Here is a 13662-nt window from a genome sequence, read left to right on the forward strand (position 1 = left end):
CGGCCATTGCGTACGGACGGAAGAAGACCCATCCTTTTCTGACCATCCTTTTCTGACGTGATGTCAGAGGATCACTGGAGTTCCTCTGACACGACGTGAGAGAAGAGGGGGCCGCATGACCGTCACTCAGCGTCGGGGCCGGAAGATCATGATGACGCCCGGTGAGCTGGACGAGTTCCTCGTCACCCAGCGCACCTGCCGGGTCGCCACGGTGTCCGCGGGTGGAGCGCCGCACGTCAGCACGTTGTGGTTCGCCTGGGACGGCACCTCGATGTGGCTGTACTCCGTCGTGCGCAGCAAGCGCTGGACCGACCTGCGGCGCGATCCACGGGTCGCGATCGTGGTCGACACGGGCGAGGAGTACGACGAACTGCGCGGCGTCGAGCTGTCCGGTTCCGTGGAGTTCGTGGGCGAGTTCCCCCGCACCGGGGAACTCTGCGCCGAACTCGACGTCCCGGAGACCCTGTTCGCCCGCAAGAACTTCAACCTGGAGGAGATGCCGCACGACGGCCGGCACGCCTGGGTGCGGCTGACCCCGGAGAAGATCGTCTCCTGGGACTTCCGCAAGCTGGGCCCTGCCTAGCGCTCCGCGGGATGTGCGGCGATGAGCCCCGCGCCCTCCAGGGCACGGCCGCTGTATCGACATGCGGCTCCGCCGCGTGACAGCGGATTTCGCCCGACCCGCTCAGCCCACCTCGCGCCCCGCGTCCTGGAGCGCCTCCCCCGCCGCCCGGATCGACGGGCGGCGGTCGGCGTCCGCACGCCAGACGGCGTAGATCTGGCGCCGTACCGACTGCCGCACGGGCACGGCCCGCACGCCCTCCGGGAGCGGTCCACGGCCGAGTCTCGGTGCCACGCACACTCCCAACCCCGCACCGACCAGGGCGAGTTGAGTGGGGTGTTCCTCGGCGCGGTGGGCGACACGCGGCTCGATGCCCTTGGAGCGCAGGGTGTGGATCAGCCACTCGTGGCAGAACTCGCTCTCGCCCCAGGTGATCCAGTCGTCGTCGGCGAAGTCCTCCAGGTCGACCTCGGCCCGCTCCGCGTACCGGTGCCCGGCCGGCATCGCCACATCTGCCGTGTCGTCGAGGAGGACGGCCTTGACCAGCCCCTCGGGCGTGGGCAGCGGTCTGTTGTACCAGTCCAGGACGACGGCGAGGTCGAAGTCGCCGCGCATCACGGCGAGGACGGCGGGCTCGGGCTCCGTCTCCCGAGAGGTGACGCGCAGGCCGGGATGTGCCTTGCGCAGCCGGGACAGGGCGGCCGGGAACAGACCGCGCGCCGCGGTCGGGAACGCCGCCAGCCGCAGCTCCCCCACCACCTCCCCGCGGTGCGCCTCCAGGTCGGACTGGGCGAGCTCGACCTGCGACAGGATGCGGGCCGCGTGCTCGGCGAGCAGCCGGCCCGCGTCCGTGAGCCGCACTCCGCGCCCGTTCTTGGCGAGCAGCTGCTGGCCGACCTCCCGCTCCAGCTTGGCCAGCTGCTGGGATACGGCCGACGTCGTGACGTGCAGCCCCTCGGCGGCACCGCTGACGGAGCCGTGCCGGGCGAGGGCGTCGAGCGTGCGCAGCCGCTCCAGGTTCAACATGTAAGCAATGCTACGAGGTGTCGCGCACACATTCCCGACATGCTACGAGGTGGGGTGCGCCCCCTCACACGTAGTTGCGGGTCGGCGAGGGACCCAAGGCTCTGGCGATCGCGTCCGCCAGGAGGCCGACCTCCTCCGGTGCCAGGGTCGCGACCGTGATGCGGATGCCCGGTGGGGCGCTCATGCGGAAGCGGGCGCCCGGCGCGACTGCCCAGCCGGCATGGAGGAGGGCGGCCACGGCGGTGGTTTCGTCGGGGACGGGGATCCAGACGTTCAGCCCGGTGCGGCCGTGGGCCTCCACACCACGTTGCGCGAGGGCGTCGATCAGGAGGTCGCGGCGGGTGCGGTAAGCGGCGGCGACCGCCCGGGTGTCCAGTGCGTCGTCGACCCACAGCCGTACCACCGCCCGCTGGATGAGGCGGCTGACCCAGCCGGGGCCGAGGCGGTGCCGGCCGCTCACCCGGTCGACCGTGGTCGTGTCGCCGGTGAGGACGGCGAGGCGCAGGTCGGGGCCGTACGCCTTGGCGACCGAGCGCACGAAGGCCCAGTGCCGGGTGATGCCGGCCAGGGGGTGCAGTGGGAGGTCGACGATGCCGTGGCCGTGGTCGTCCTCGATCAGGAGGATCTCCGGGTGGTCGCGGAGCACGGCGCGCAGGGCACGCGCGCGCGTGGCGCTCACCGCGGCGCCGGTCGGGTTCTGGGCGCGGTCCGTGACGATCAGGGCGCGGGCGCCGGCCGTCAGGGCCTGCTGTACGTCGCCTGAGAGCGGGCCCTCGTCGTCGACGCCCACCGGGGCCGTGCGCAGGCCAAGTGCCGGGACGAGGTCGAGGAGGCTGCCCCAGCCGGGGTCCTCCACGGCGACGGTGTCCCCCGGTTTGAGGTGTGCCGCAAGTACGCGCTCGATGGCGTCCAGTGAGCCGGACGCGACCGTCAGCGGTCCGTCCGGCACCCCGTCGGCCCCCAGGTCCGCGCGCGCGATCCGCTCCAGCTCCGGTTCGACCAGGGCATCTCCGTACAGCACGGGCTCCCGGTCGCCCTGCTCGCCCGCCGCCGCGAAAACCTTCGCCAGCGAGGGCAGCAGCGCCGGGTCGGGGTTGCCGTTCGCCACGTCCCGCACCCCCGCGGGCACATCCATCCGGACGTAGTCGCGCCCCGTCGTGGCCGGCTTGGACCGCACCCGGCTGCCGCGACGCCCGGACGTCTCGATGACCCCGCGCTCCCGCAGAATCCGGTATGCGGACGCGACCGTGTTCGGATTCACGCTCAGCTCGACCGCCAACTCCCGCATGGGAGGCAGCAGTTGACCCGGCTCCAGCTCGCCGGACCCCACCGCACGCTCGACGCTCGCCGCAATCTCTGCTGCACGTCGCCCTTCGATCCGATATCCTCCTAGCACAAAAAACATTATGCACTAGTGCAATACCGCAACGCAACACCGACAGCGGACGACACCCACAGCAATGGAGATCGCAATGCAGGGGACCCAGCAGCAGCCGACGTCGCAGCCCGCCGCCTACACGCCGACCGACCGCACCGTCCCCACCCGCGCCGCGGAGCGGGCGTCGTACGACAAGGAGCTGGTGCACGCGATACTCGACGAGGGGTACGTCTGTCATCTGGGCTTCGTGAGGGACGGGGCCCCGGTGGTGCTGCCCACGCTGTACGGGCGCGTCGGCGACCGCCTTTATGTGCACGGCTCGACGGGCTCGCGCCCGCTGCGGATGACCGGCAAGGCCGACCCCGGGCTCGCCGTGTGCCTGACCGTCACGCATGTCGACGCACTGATCCTGGCCCGCTCGGCCTTCCACCACTCGATCAACTACCGGTCCGTGGTGGTGCACGGCATCGCCCACGACGTGACGGACCCCGAGGAGAAGCGGGCGGCAATGGACGCGCTGGTCGACCACGTCGTACCGGGCCGGGCGGCCGACTCCCGGCCCGCGACCAAGAAGGAGCTGGCCGCCACCGCGGTGATCCGTCTCGACCTGAACGAGGTCTCCGCCAAGCTCCGCACGGGCGGGGTGAACGACGAGCCCGAGGACCTGGCCCTGCCGCACTGGGCCGGCGTCGTCCCGCTGCGGAAGGGCTACGAGACCCCGGTGCCCGACGCCGACCTGGCGCCCGGCACCGCGGTCCCCGACTATCTTGCGGTGCCGTGACGGTTCCGACGGGTGCGGGGTCCGGTGACCGGGCCCCGCACCCCCGCCTCACACCAGCACCGGGTCCTCCGCCGCCGCGTCGCGTGCCTCCGCCAGTGCAAGGCCCGCCACCGAGCCCAGCATCAGCAGCGTGCCCGCCAGCGTTGCCGGAGTGAGCCGTTCACCGAGCAGGGCGACCGCCAGGACCGCCGCGCCGACCGGTTCCAGGAGCATGATCACGGACACGGTGGCGGACCGGACGGCGGCGGCTCCCGCGAAGTAGAGGCCGTAGGCGAGGGCCGTGGGGACGGTGGCGAGGTAGGCCAGCAGCCAGACGGTCCGGGCGGGGTGGGCCGCGTGCGGGACGATCCCCTCGGCCAGGGCGAACGGCAGCAGGCAGAGGCTGGTGACCGCGAACGCCCCCACCGACGTGGTGGACGCGTCGACCTCACCGTCCCTCCCCCACCAGCGCGTGAGCAGGGTCAGCACGCTGTAGCCGGCCGCGGACAGCAGGGCGAACAGCACACCCGACAGGCGTACGGTCGCTCCGCCGCCGCCGAGGACGAGCACTCCCAGCCCCGCCAGGGCCCCGGCGACGGCGGTCAGGCCGCCGCGGCCCAGCCGCTCCCCCATCGTCAGCCGGGCGCCCAGCGCGATGAGCACCGGACCGGTGCCGAGCGTGACGACGGTGGCGACGGCGAGGCCGGTGGCGGACACGGCCGCGAAGTAGGCCGTCTGGAACACGGCGAGCCCGACCCCGGTGACACCGATCCGCAGCGCCTTGCGACGGAAAGGTTCGCCCACGGCGGTCCGCCCGCGCGGACGCAGCAGGCGGGCGGCGAGCAGCAGGACGAGGCCGGCCGCGCAGCGCCAGAAGGAGAGGGTGGCGTAGCCCATGTCACTGGCCCGGAAGACCAGGGAGGCGGCCGCGCCCGCGGTGCCCCAGGCGGCACCGGCGACGATCAGACAGAACAGACCTCGCCCGACGGGCAGGCCGAAAGCAGCATTCGACGACACCAATGTCTCCGCAGAAGTTTCGGAAGGGGCCCGCCCGGCATCGACCGGGCCGTGGACTTCTTCTGCGGGCAGCACCGTTCCGCCCGGCACCGGGCCGGGCGTGGATTCCGGAGGGCCCGCCTCAGGCGGCCGGAGGCGGAAGAACGAGTGCGTTCGAATGCATGATCAGCACCCTAGGCGGCGCTTTCGCGGGACGACAACTCCCTTTCCGGGCCGCCGCTCGCCACCGGCTCCGGGGATCCCTTGGCGGGTGCCGAGGACTGGGCGATGAACGCGCCCACCAGGACGACCGCACCGCCGACGATCTGCGGCGCCGACAGGTGCTCGCCCAGCAGCACCCAGGCCAGGACCGTCGCGACGACCGCTTCGAGGCAGGCCACGACGCCCGCGACCTGCGGGGAGAGCCGGCGCACCGACAGGACGCCGGTGACGTAGGCGAGGACGGTGGCGATCAGGACGATCCAGGCCAGCAGGAGGAGGGCGGCGACCGGGGTGCCGTCCATGTGTGCGGTGCCGGTCAGCACGGACCAGTCCATGGTCCAGGGGCGGGCCACGCCGGTCAGGACGACGGCGCCGATCAGCAGGCCGTACGCGATGACGCCGAGCGGGTCGGGTGTGTCGTCACCGGCGTCGCTGCCCTGGTCGGACAGGACGAAGTAGCCGACCTGACAGCAGGCGGCACCGAGTGCGAGCAGCAGGCCGACGGCGTCGAAGCTCAGCCCCGACCAGACCTCGACCACACAGGCGAGCCCGCCGGCCGCGAGGACCACGCCGAGCGCGGCGGCCCGGGTCACCGGCCGCCGCTGCACGAACCGCACCCAGCCCAGGACCAGGGCCGGCGCGAGGTACTCGACGAGCAGCGCGACGCCGACGGGTATGCGGGAGATCGCGGCGAAGTAGCAGGCCTGCACACCGGCCACGGCCAGCAGTCCGAACCCGGCGAGCAGCGCCGGGCGGCGGCGCAGCAGCGCGCGGTGGCGCACGGCGACCGGCAGCATCACCAGCGCGGCGCCCGCGACGCGCAGCCACACCACGTGGAGCGGGTCGAGGCCTGCCTCGATCAGGGGTTTCGCCGCGACCCCGGATCCTCCGAAGGCGACCGCGGACCCGAGGGCGAGACCGAGCCCGGCACTCCTGCCGCGGCCGCCCCGGCTGCTGTCAGACGTCTGCACAGGCACATGATGACAGGCGACGACATGAGCGTCACCCCCGATGACACCTGTCTCAGCGGCTGGACCACCTGGAGCGCGCCAGCCGGTTCTCGATGCGTGTCAGCACGGCGCCCGTTTCGATGCCGGCCCGGTCGAGGACCTCGACGGCCCGTGCCTGCGGGTCGACGACGACCGCCGCGAGGAGATCGATGCCGCTCGCCGGTTCGGCACCGCGGGCGGCGGCGCGCTCACAGGCGTGGCCCATCGCGGCCGAGGCCAGCGGCGAGAAGCCCTCGGCCTCCGCGACCACGGGCACGGCGCCGGAGTCCTCAACAGAGCCCTGCCAGCGCAGGCCGTAACCGATACTGCGCTGCACCAGGTAGCCGAGCAGCCGCGCGATCTCGGGCCCGTCGTCGAAGACGGCCCGCACCTCGGGGTCCTGCTCCAGGAGCGAGTGCAGCAGATGGGCCGTGTCGATCTGCCGGTCCCCGTCGCGCACCGCCCGGCGGCGGGCACCGGAGACCACCGCTGCCAGTTCGGCACTGAGCCTGGCATCGTTGTCCACGCGGGGGCCGACGACCTGTTCGCCGACCGACTGCCGGGGGATACGGGGTTGCACAACCCCTACCCCATCAACCTCCTCGCCTCCGGTCATCCCCGAGGGGGAGCATCTTGGCGTCCCACAGAGAGTGGACCCGGCGGGCGGGAATCTCCTCCTTACGGATGAGATCTGGCCGTTCTGGCCGCAGGGGCGCGCGCCGCCTTGCCGCGCGCCCGGCGCGCAACCACAGCGCCCCGTCGCACGTCCAGAAAATGCGTGGAGAGCAGGTGCTGGCTGGTGTCCCTGCCGGCCGTCGACGGCAAGCAGTACGTGTACCGGGTGTACGCCCCGGAGGACGCACTGCCCGCCGACCTGTTCTGGGACGCCTGGCACTGCCACGAAGAGAGCGCCTTCCCGCGCGCGTGCGATCTCTTCGACGCCGCGTTGATCCGCCGGGTCGGCTGACCGCCGAGGGCGCACGGCGGAACACACACACACTTCCTGACGGTTCATCAGTATTGAATGTTCCAGGCCCTGCGGCTACGTTCCGCGACACCACAGCCCGACACGAAGAGGTGGTCGCATGCCCGAAATCAACGCGGAAGCACGGATCGAGGCGCCCGCCGAGAAGGTGTGGGCACAGCTCATGGACTGGCCCGCGTACGGCGAGTGGAACGCCACCCACACCAGCTTTCCGCAGGGCGGCCCGGCGGCGCTCGAAGTGGGCGGGACCTTCCAGGAGAACATGAAGCTGATGGGCTTCCCGGCCGAGGTCGAGTGGACCATCTCGGAGCTGGAACCGGCCCGGGTCTTCGCCATTCAGGGCAAGGGTCCGATGGCCGTGAGCCTGGCCACGCGCTACACCCTGACCCCTGAGGGCGACGCCACGAAGGTCCGCATCGACGGCGAATTCACGGGCGCCGCGGTCACTTTGATGGCGGGCCGGCTGAAGGACTCGGGGACCGCCGCGTTGAACGAGTCGCTGCGCAAGCTCGCCGGGCTGGTGTCCTGACCACCGGACACGGGAAGGCGCCCCGCGGAGTGCTCCGCGGGGCGCCTTCGTCGCCGTAGGACCGTCAGTCCTCGTCGGCGAGGATCAGATACAGCTTCTTGCGGGCTTCGTTGATGACCGTCAGCGCCTTCTCGCGCTGCTCCTTGTTGCCGGTCTTCCAGACCTGGCCGAAGGCCTCCATCAGACCGAAGCCTGCCTGGCGGATCTCACCGAGCGCCTCGAAGTCGATGCCGCGGGAGGCTTCCTCCCAGGGCGCGTCCGGGCCCTCGTCTGCCGCGCTGCGGCCGGACTCAGTGAGCGAGAAGAGCTTCTTGCCGCCCTCGCTCGCGCTGGTGATCAGGCCCTCGTCCTCCAGCAGCTGGAGGGTGGGGTACACCGAACCGGGGCTGGGCTTCCACGCCCCGCCGCTGCGCTCGGCGATCTCCTGGATCATCTCGTAACCGTGCATGGGCCGGTCCTTCAGCAGGGCCAGGATCGACGCTCGTACGTCACCTCGCCGTGCCCTGCCCCTCGGTCCGCCGCGCCCTCGTGGCCCCCAGGGGCCCGGGCCGAAGCCGGGTCCGCCGAAGCCGAAGCCGCCCGGACCACCGCCGGGGCCACCCGGCCCGAAGGGACCGAAGGCGCCGCGCAGGCCCTCGAAACCACCCCGCCCGCGAGGGCCGGGTCCACCGTGTCCACGTTCGAATCCATGGGAACGCATCGCAATCACTCCATTCCATCGTTGATCTGTCGCGATGGGTCAACGATATATCGGAACAGTTCGGATGACAAGGCCCCCCGGAACACCTGGGGCCGCAAATCCCGGTTGATCTGGACCCTGACGTATGAAGACTGGCTGTCGTCTCAGTTGATCCGGTCCGCTTCCGGTGTTTCGAACCGGACCAGGGGGAAGGGCCCGCGGGAATGACCATGCACGAGGACCAAGTGGACGTGACCACCGGCATCGTGGCGACCTTGATCCAAGAACAGTTCCCTCAGTGGAGCGGCGAGGCGATCCAACTCCTGTCGTCGACCGGGACGGTCAACGCCATCTTCCGCATCGGGAACGACCTCTCTGCGCGTTTCCCACTGCGTCCGGCCGATGCCGCCGAGGCGCTGGCGGTTCTGGAACAGGAAGCCCAGGCGAGCGCGGAGTTGGCACAGGTGTCTCGGTTCCCCGCTCCAGAACCCGTCGCCCTGGGAAAGCCTGGAGCGGGTTACCCCATGCCGTGGTCGATCCAGACATGGCTGCCGGGAACGGTCGCCTCTGATGCCGACCCGAGTGGGTCGGACGCCTTTGCCGAGGACCTTGCGGCCTTCATCGCTGCCCTGCGGGAGGCCGAGACGCGGGGGCGGCTTTTCAGCGGCGAAAATCGTGGCGGCGTTCTCGCTCACCACGACGATTGGATGGCGAAGTGCTTCGAGGAGAGTGAGGAGCTGCTCGACGTGCCCCGGCTGCGCCAGGTGTGGAGCCGCTTCCGGGAGTTGCCGCGCACGGATCCCGACGTGATGAGCCACGGTGACCTGATTCCCGGCAATGTACTGGTCGCGGGAGACAGGCTCAGCGGCGTACTCGACACCGGCGGCTTCGGCCCGGCCGACCCCGCGCTGGATCTGGTCAGTGCCTGGCACCTGTTGCAGCCGGGCCCGCGGGAGGTGCTCCGGCGGACACTGGACTGTGACGATCTGGAGTGGGAGCGCGGCAAGGCATGGGCGTTCGAACAGGCGATGGGTGTTGTCTGGTACTACGTCGAGAGCAATCCGACGATGAGCAGAATGGGGCGCCGGACACTCGACCGCATTCTGGAGTCGATGGTGTGATGTCGCCCCGATCGCAGGCCGAGACAGAGACGATCGCTTGCCGCCCCAGTGCGTGAGCAGGGCCCGGCCCCAGGGCAGAGCCGAGCCCCATGCGGGTGTGCGGCGCTCAGTGGCCGCGGAACGCCTCCTCCAGCCACCAGGCACCGTGCTCGCGGGTCACCTTGGCGTCGATCAGCAGGGGTGCCGAGCGCGGCCCGGCGACCCAGTCCTGCACCGCCTTGAGGTCGGCGGGCGTGCGGACGGTGACCGCCTCGAAGCCGTAGCCGCGGGCGATGGCAGCGATGTCCGTCTCGGGGAAGGTGACCGTGTCGAGCGGGAAGCCGTCGGGGCCGAAGTGGTGCACCTCGGCTCCGTAGGCCTCGTCGTTGTGGACGACGACCACCATCGGCAGTCCGAGCCGGCGCACGGTGTCGAGTTCCACGGCGCTCATCAGCGCGCCGCCGTCGCCGAGGGCGGCCACCGGGAGCCTGCCCGGCTGGGCGAGGGCCGCGCCGATCGTGGTCGCGAGGCCCAGGCCGATCGACTGGAAGGCCTGGGTGAAGCAGAAGCCGTTGTGGTCCGGCACCGAGAGATACGCACTCGGATAGCCCATGAAGTTGCCCGAGTCGACGCCGACGACCCGCTCCGCAGGGAGGATGTCGTCTAGCGCGATGCTCAGCGTGCGCGGGTCGATCCGCTCGCGGGTGCCCTCGTCCTCGTACGGCACGTCCCGCCACCGGACCCGTGCGGCGAGGGCCTCGGCGACGTCGGGCGTGCGGTAGCCCGCGCGACTCTCGCCGGCGGCCTCGCACGACCGTCGCGCCGTGCGTTCCACGTCACCCGTGACGCCCAGGGTGATCTGCCTGTGCGCGCCGAGCGCCTCCGGGTCGTCGTCGACCTGGACGACGGTCGCGTCCGGGCCGATCAGACTGCCGTGCCGCATGGTCCACATGTTCAGCGCGCAGCCCCAGCCGACGATCAGGTCGGCGCCCCGGATCAGTTCGACCGCGAGGGGCGAGGCGAAGCCCCCGGAGACGTCGAGCGAGTAGCGGCTCGCGTGGAACAGGCCGCGGGCCACGGCCGAGGTAGCCAGCAGAGCGCCGTACCGGTCGGCCAGGGCGAGGAGCGCGTCGCGGCTGCCGGTGGTGCGCGCGCCCCGGCCGGCGACGAAGACCGGGCGCCGGGCGCGCTCCAGGACCCGTACCAGCTCCGCCACCGCGGCCTCGGAGGGCTCGACCGGTTCTCGTACAGGCATGGGGTGGGCGTCCAGCAGGGCCGCGTCGGGCACGTCGAGGGCCTGCACCTCCAGCGGCAGGTTCAGCAGTACCGTGCGCCGTTCGTGCCGGGCCCGCTGGAGGGCCGCGCGGGCCTGTTCGACCGCGTCGTGCGCGGTCGTCACGCGCGCGGTGACGGCTCCGACGGAGTGCGCCAACACGGCTTGGTCGATACGGAAGTTGGACCGCTGTGCGGTCGCCTCGGCGGCCAGCACGAGCAGCGGTGTACGGCTCTTGGCGGCCTCGGTGATGCCGGTCAGGGCGTTGGTCAGGCCGGGGCCCTGGTGGACGCTGAGTGCGGCCACCTCCCCGCTCGTGCGGGCGTACGCGTCGGCCATGGTCGCCGCGCCGCCCTCGTGCCGTGCGGCGACGAACCGTGCGCCCGCCGCCGTCATGGCGTTGGTCAGATGGAAGTTGCCCGAGCCGACCACGCCGAAGACATGCTCGATCCCCGACGCGACCAGGGCACGCCCGACGGCTTCGGCGACCTTCACGACCGCTCCACCAGGGCGAGTACGCGTGCGGGGGATCCGGAGCCCGAGACGATGGGCAGCGGTCCCGCGATGACGACGGCGCCGGTCGGGGGCAGGGAGCCGAGGTTCTGCAGTTGCGTCAGCCCGTACTTGTCGGCGCCCAGGAAGTAGGAGTGGCAGGGGAAGGCCGGCTCGAAGGAGTGCGCCCGTCCCGCGTCCGTGCCCACCGTCTCCGTGCCGAGGCCGATCACAGGGGATTCCTCGGCCACCCAGCGGGCGCACTCCGCGGAGAGGCCGGGGGTGTGCGGGCCGTTCTCGTCGGCGTTGAGGAACGCCTCCTGCGACTGCGAACGGGCGTCCCAACCGGTGCGCAGCAGCAGCCAACCCCCTTCGGGCAAGGGCCCGTTGTCGGCCTCCCAGGCCTTGATGTGGTCCACCTCGACCAGGAAGTCGGGGTCCTTGGCGGCATGGTCGGAGAAGTCGAGTACGACCGCCGGGGCGATCAGCCGGCCCGCCGGAACCGAGGCGACGTCGGCGAGTTCCTTTCCGGTGACCCAGTGGACGGGTGCGTCGAAGTGGGTGCCGGTGTGCTCGCCGCTGCGGAAGTTGTTCCAGTACCAGGCCGGTCCCCGGTCGTCGTACCGGCTGATCTCCTCCAGTTCGAAGACCTGGGTCTGGCCGAACTGGGGCGGCAGCTGGATCACCGGTGTGGTCGACGACAGCGGCGACGTGAGGTCGACGACTTCGATCGATCCACCCTGCAGCCCGGCGAGCAGGGCAGCGAGCACGGACGGCTGGGACATGACGGCCTCCTGGGCAAGGCTGAACGGTCAACGACAGGGTGTCAGCCAAGGGTCGTTTCGGAGAGGCGTGTGGCCCGGAAATCGGTCCACTGTCCCTGAATTGGACTTGGTGGGAAGCTCCGCCCCGCCCTAGCGTCGAAGCCATGCGAATCCGAATCGTCGACGCCTTCACCGACCGCCCCTTCGCCGGTAACCCCGCCGGTGTCCTGCTCCTCGACGACTTCCCCGACGACGACCGGCTCCAGAAGATCGCCCTGGAGGTCAACCACGCCGAGACCGCGTTCGCGCACCGGCTGCCCGAGGGCGGTGAGGCCGACTGGGCGCTGCGCTGGTTCACGCCCGCGACCGAGGTCAACATGTGCGGGCACGCGACGCTGGCCACGGCTCATGTCCTGCACACGACCGGCGCCCACGAGGGCTCGGTGCGGTTCGCCACCCGCAGCGGCGTCCTGATCGCCACGCCCCAGGAGGACGGCGCGATCACCCTGGACTTCCCGACGGCGCCGCTCACGCCGGTCGAGGTCCCGGACGGCGTCGCCGAAGCGCTGGGCGCCGAGCCGCGCGCCGCGTTCGACACCGGCCCGAACGTCGGCGACCTGGTCCTCGAACTCGCCGACGAGAAGACGGTCCACGCCCTCACCCCCGACCACAAGGCGCTCGGCGCCTACTCCGAGCGCGGCATCATCGCCACCGCCCGCGCCGAGGACCCCACCCGGGGCTACGACTTCGTCTCCCGCTGCTTCTTCCCGAACGCCGGCATCGACGAGGACCCGGTCACCGGCAGCGCCCACACGGCCCTCGCCCCCTTCTGGTCCGAGCGGCTCGGCCGCAACGACCTCACCGGCCTGCAGGCCTCGCCCCGCTCCGGACGCGTCCGCACGCAGCTGCGCGGCGACCGCACACTCCTCACGGGCCGCGCGGTCACGACGATCGAGGGCGAACTGCTCGTGTAGGCGGCTCCATCGCGCCCCGACAGGGGCGCGGGGCTGTATCGACATGCGGCTTGCGCCGCGTGGGCGCGCTCAGCCCCCGCCGGTCCCGCGGCTTCGTCACGTCTCGCACCCCGGTGTGCGGCTCAGCCGCCGGCAGGCGTCGGCAGCCAGCCCACCTTCCCGGCCAGCAGCGCGTACCCCACGAACGCCCCGATGTCGAGCAGGGAATGCGCCACCACCAGGGGACCCACCCGCCCCCAGCGCCGGTACAGGTACACGAACACCACACCCATCACCATGTTGCCGACGAAGCCGCCGATGCCCTGGTAGAGGTGGTACGAGCCGCGCAGTACGGAACTGGCCACCAGGGCGGTGCCAGGCGTCCAGCCCAGCTGTCCGAGCCGGCGCAGCAGATAGCCGACGACGATGACCTCTTCGAGGATCGCGTTCTGCATCGCCGAGAGGACCAGCACGGGGTACTTCCACCACACGTCGGGCAACGCCTCCGGCACCACCGTGAGGTTGAAGCCGAGGCCTCGTGCGGCCAGGTAGAAGGCGATTCCGGTGCTGCCGATCACCGCCGCGATCCCGGCGCCACGGCCGAGGTCGGGCCAGGGCCGGGTGCGGTCGAAGCCGATGGTGCGCAGTCCCTGGCCCTCGCGCAGCAGGAGGTGTGCGACGAGCGCGACGGGCACCAGGGCCGTGGTGATCCCGAACAGCTGCCAGGCCAGATCAAGCCAGGGGCGGCCCGGCGCGGCCGAGGCGTTGAGGGTGGCCGCCTGCTCCTTGAGCCCTCCTGGTTTCGTGACCGATCCGACAAAGCTGATCAGGGCGGACACACCACTCGCGCCGAGCGAAAGCCCAAGAACGAGCAGCGTCTCGTCACGGAGAATCCGTCGCGAGGGCCGTTCCGGCGGAAAGGAATCGGCCACCGGGCCCGCCTCTGCCTGCACA

At 71.4% G+C, this 13662-nt stretch carries 15 protein-coding genes; 6 read left to right on the plus strand and 9 right to left on the minus strand.

Translation table 11 applies throughout. From position 1 onward, the window contains the following. The first annotated feature begins 115 nt into the window (after positions 1 to 115). A complete protein-coding gene (locus tag EDD92_RS08555) occupies positions 116 to 583 on the plus strand; it encodes a pyridoxamine 5'-phosphate oxidase family protein (protein ID WP_030948271.1) in 468 nt (155 codons plus the stop codon). 102 nt (positions 584 to 685) lie between these two features. Here EDD92_RS08555 and EDD92_RS08560 read toward each other — a convergent pair whose 3' ends face one another. Both EDD92_RS08560 and EDD92_RS08565 read right to left on the minus strand, forming a co-directional pair. After that, complete coding sequence (locus EDD92_RS08560; protein ID WP_123963751.1) at positions 686 to 1588, minus strand: LysR family transcriptional regulator; 903 nt, start codon at positions 1586 to 1588, stop codon at positions 686 to 688. 64 nt (positions 1589 to 1652) lie between these two features. Then, the gene (locus tag EDD92_RS08565; protein ID WP_123963752.1) at positions 1653 to 2984 is read right to left on the minus strand and encodes an aminotransferase class I/II-fold pyridoxal phosphate-dependent enzyme; all 1332 of its coding nucleotides are present in this window, start codon (positions 2982 to 2984) and stop codon (positions 1653 to 1655) included. A 76-nt stretch (positions 2985 to 3060) separates the two neighbouring features. Between EDD92_RS08565 and EDD92_RS08570 the strand changes: the two genes are divergently transcribed. Continuing rightward, positions 3061 to 3747, plus strand: coding sequence for a pyridoxamine 5'-phosphate oxidase family protein (locus EDD92_RS08570; RefSeq protein ID WP_123963753.1), 687 nt, complete (start codon positions 3061 to 3063; stop codon positions 3745 to 3747). 48 nt (positions 3748 to 3795) lie between these two features. On the opposite strand, the gene EDD92_RS08575 is transcribed toward EDD92_RS08570, so the two are convergent. From EDD92_RS08575 to EDD92_RS08585, 3 genes are all read right to left on the minus strand, one after another. Next, entirely contained in the window at positions 3796 to 4743 is a 948-nt protein-coding gene (locus EDD92_RS08575) for a DMT family transporter (RefSeq protein ID WP_123963754.1), read from the minus strand. Positions 4744 to 4916: 173 nt separating this feature from the next. Beyond that, complete coding sequence (locus EDD92_RS08580; protein ID WP_123963755.1) at positions 4917 to 5921, minus strand: DMT family transporter; 1005 nt, start codon at positions 5919 to 5921, stop codon at positions 4917 to 4919. 46 nt (positions 5922 to 5967) lie between these two features. Then, positions 5968 to 6513 carry a Clp protease N-terminal domain-containing protein gene (locus EDD92_RS08585; protein WP_260326413.1) on the minus strand — a complete coding sequence of 182 codons (546 nt, stop codon included), beginning with the start codon at positions 6511 to 6513 and terminating at the stop codon, positions 5968 to 5970. Between the two features lie 219 nt (positions 6514 to 6732). Here EDD92_RS08585 and EDD92_RS49800 point away from each other — a divergent pair, with 219 nt between their 5' ends. Beyond that, positions 6733 to 6900 carry a hypothetical protein gene (locus EDD92_RS49800; protein ID WP_185123968.1) on the plus strand — a complete coding sequence of 56 codons (168 nt, stop codon included), beginning with the start codon at positions 6733 to 6735 and terminating at the stop codon, positions 6898 to 6900. 118 nt (positions 6901 to 7018) lie between these two features. Continuing rightward, on the plus strand, positions 7019 to 7447 hold the full coding sequence (locus EDD92_RS08590; RefSeq protein ID WP_123963757.1) for an SRPBCC family protein: 429 nt from the start codon (positions 7019 to 7021) through the stop codon (positions 7445 to 7447). Positions 7448 to 7511: 64 nt separating this feature from the next. Here EDD92_RS08590 and EDD92_RS08595 read toward each other — a convergent pair whose 3' ends face one another. Continuing rightward, on the minus strand, positions 7512 to 8147 hold the full coding sequence (locus tag EDD92_RS08595; RefSeq protein WP_123963758.1) for a PadR family transcriptional regulator: 636 nt from the start codon (positions 8145 to 8147) through the stop codon (positions 7512 to 7514). 203 nt (positions 8148 to 8350) lie between these two features. Here EDD92_RS08595 and EDD92_RS08600 point away from each other — a divergent pair, with 203 nt between their 5' ends. Then, the gene (locus EDD92_RS08600) at positions 8351 to 9247 is read left to right on the plus strand and encodes an aminoglycoside phosphotransferase family protein (RefSeq protein ID WP_123963759.1); all 897 of its coding nucleotides are present in this window, start codon (positions 8351 to 8353) and stop codon (positions 9245 to 9247) included. Positions 9248 to 9353: 106 nt separating this feature from the next. Here EDD92_RS08600 and EDD92_RS08605 read toward each other — a convergent pair whose 3' ends face one another. After that, a complete protein-coding gene (locus EDD92_RS08605) occupies positions 9354 to 10994 on the minus strand; it encodes a thiamine pyrophosphate-binding protein (RefSeq protein WP_123963760.1) in 1641 nt (546 codons plus the stop codon). Next, on the minus strand, positions 10991 to 11776 hold the full coding sequence (locus tag EDD92_RS08610; RefSeq protein ID WP_123963761.1) for a cyclase family protein: 786 nt from the start codon (positions 11774 to 11776) through the stop codon (positions 10991 to 10993). Before EDD92_RS08610 ends, EDD92_RS08605 begins: the two co-directional genes overlap by 4 nt. Before the next feature lie 143 nt (positions 11777 to 11919). On the opposite strand from EDD92_RS08610, the gene EDD92_RS08615 reads away from it, so the two are divergent. Then, the gene (locus tag EDD92_RS08615; protein ID WP_123963762.1) at positions 11920 to 12729 is read left to right on the plus strand and encodes a PhzF family phenazine biosynthesis protein; all 810 of its coding nucleotides are present in this window, start codon (positions 11920 to 11922) and stop codon (positions 12727 to 12729) included. Between the two features lie 122 nt (positions 12730 to 12851). Here the strand turns inward: EDD92_RS08615 and EDD92_RS08620 are convergent, their stop codons facing one another. Continuing rightward, positions 12852 to 13661, minus strand: coding sequence for a CPBP family intramembrane glutamic endopeptidase (locus EDD92_RS08620; RefSeq protein WP_123963763.1), 810 nt, complete (start codon positions 13659 to 13661; stop codon positions 12852 to 12854). Between the last annotated feature and the right edge of the window lies 1 nt (position 13662).

It is taken from the genome of Streptomyces sp. TLI_185, assembly GCF_003814765.1.
Lineage (GTDB): Bacteria > Actinomycetota > Actinomycetes > Streptomycetales > Streptomycetaceae > Streptomyces.

Bases quoted from the DNA above. Each gene is read 5' to 3' on its own strand.
- EDD92_RS08555 (WP_030948271.1), top strand. From the start codon at position 116: ATGACCGTCACTCAGCGTCGGGGCCGGAAGATCATGATGACGCCCGGT.
- EDD92_RS08560 (WP_123963751.1), bottom strand. From the start codon at position 1,588: ATGTTGAACCTGGAGCGGCTGCGCACGCTCGACGCCCTCGCCCGGCAC.
- EDD92_RS08570 (WP_123963753.1), top strand. From the start codon at position 3,061: ATGCAGGGGACCCAGCAGCAGCCGACGTCGCAGCCCGCCGCCTACACG.
- EDD92_RS08590 (WP_123963757.1), top strand. From the start codon at position 7,019: ATGCCCGAAATCAACGCGGAAGCACGGATCGAGGCGCCCGCCGAGAAG.
- EDD92_RS08595 (WP_123963758.1), bottom strand. From the start codon at position 8,147: ATGCGTTCCCATGGATTCGAACGTGGACACGGTGGACCCGGCCCTCGC.
- EDD92_RS08600 (WP_123963759.1), top strand. From the start codon at position 8,351: ATGACCATGCACGAGGACCAAGTGGACGTGACCACCGGCATCGTGGCG.
- EDD92_RS08610 (WP_123963761.1), bottom strand. From the start codon at position 11,776: ATGTCCCAGCCGTCCGTGCTCGCTGCCCTGCTCGCCGGGCTGCAGGGT.
- EDD92_RS08615 (WP_123963762.1), top strand. From the start codon at position 11,920: ATGCGAATCCGAATCGTCGACGCCTTCACCGACCGCCCCTTCGCCGGT.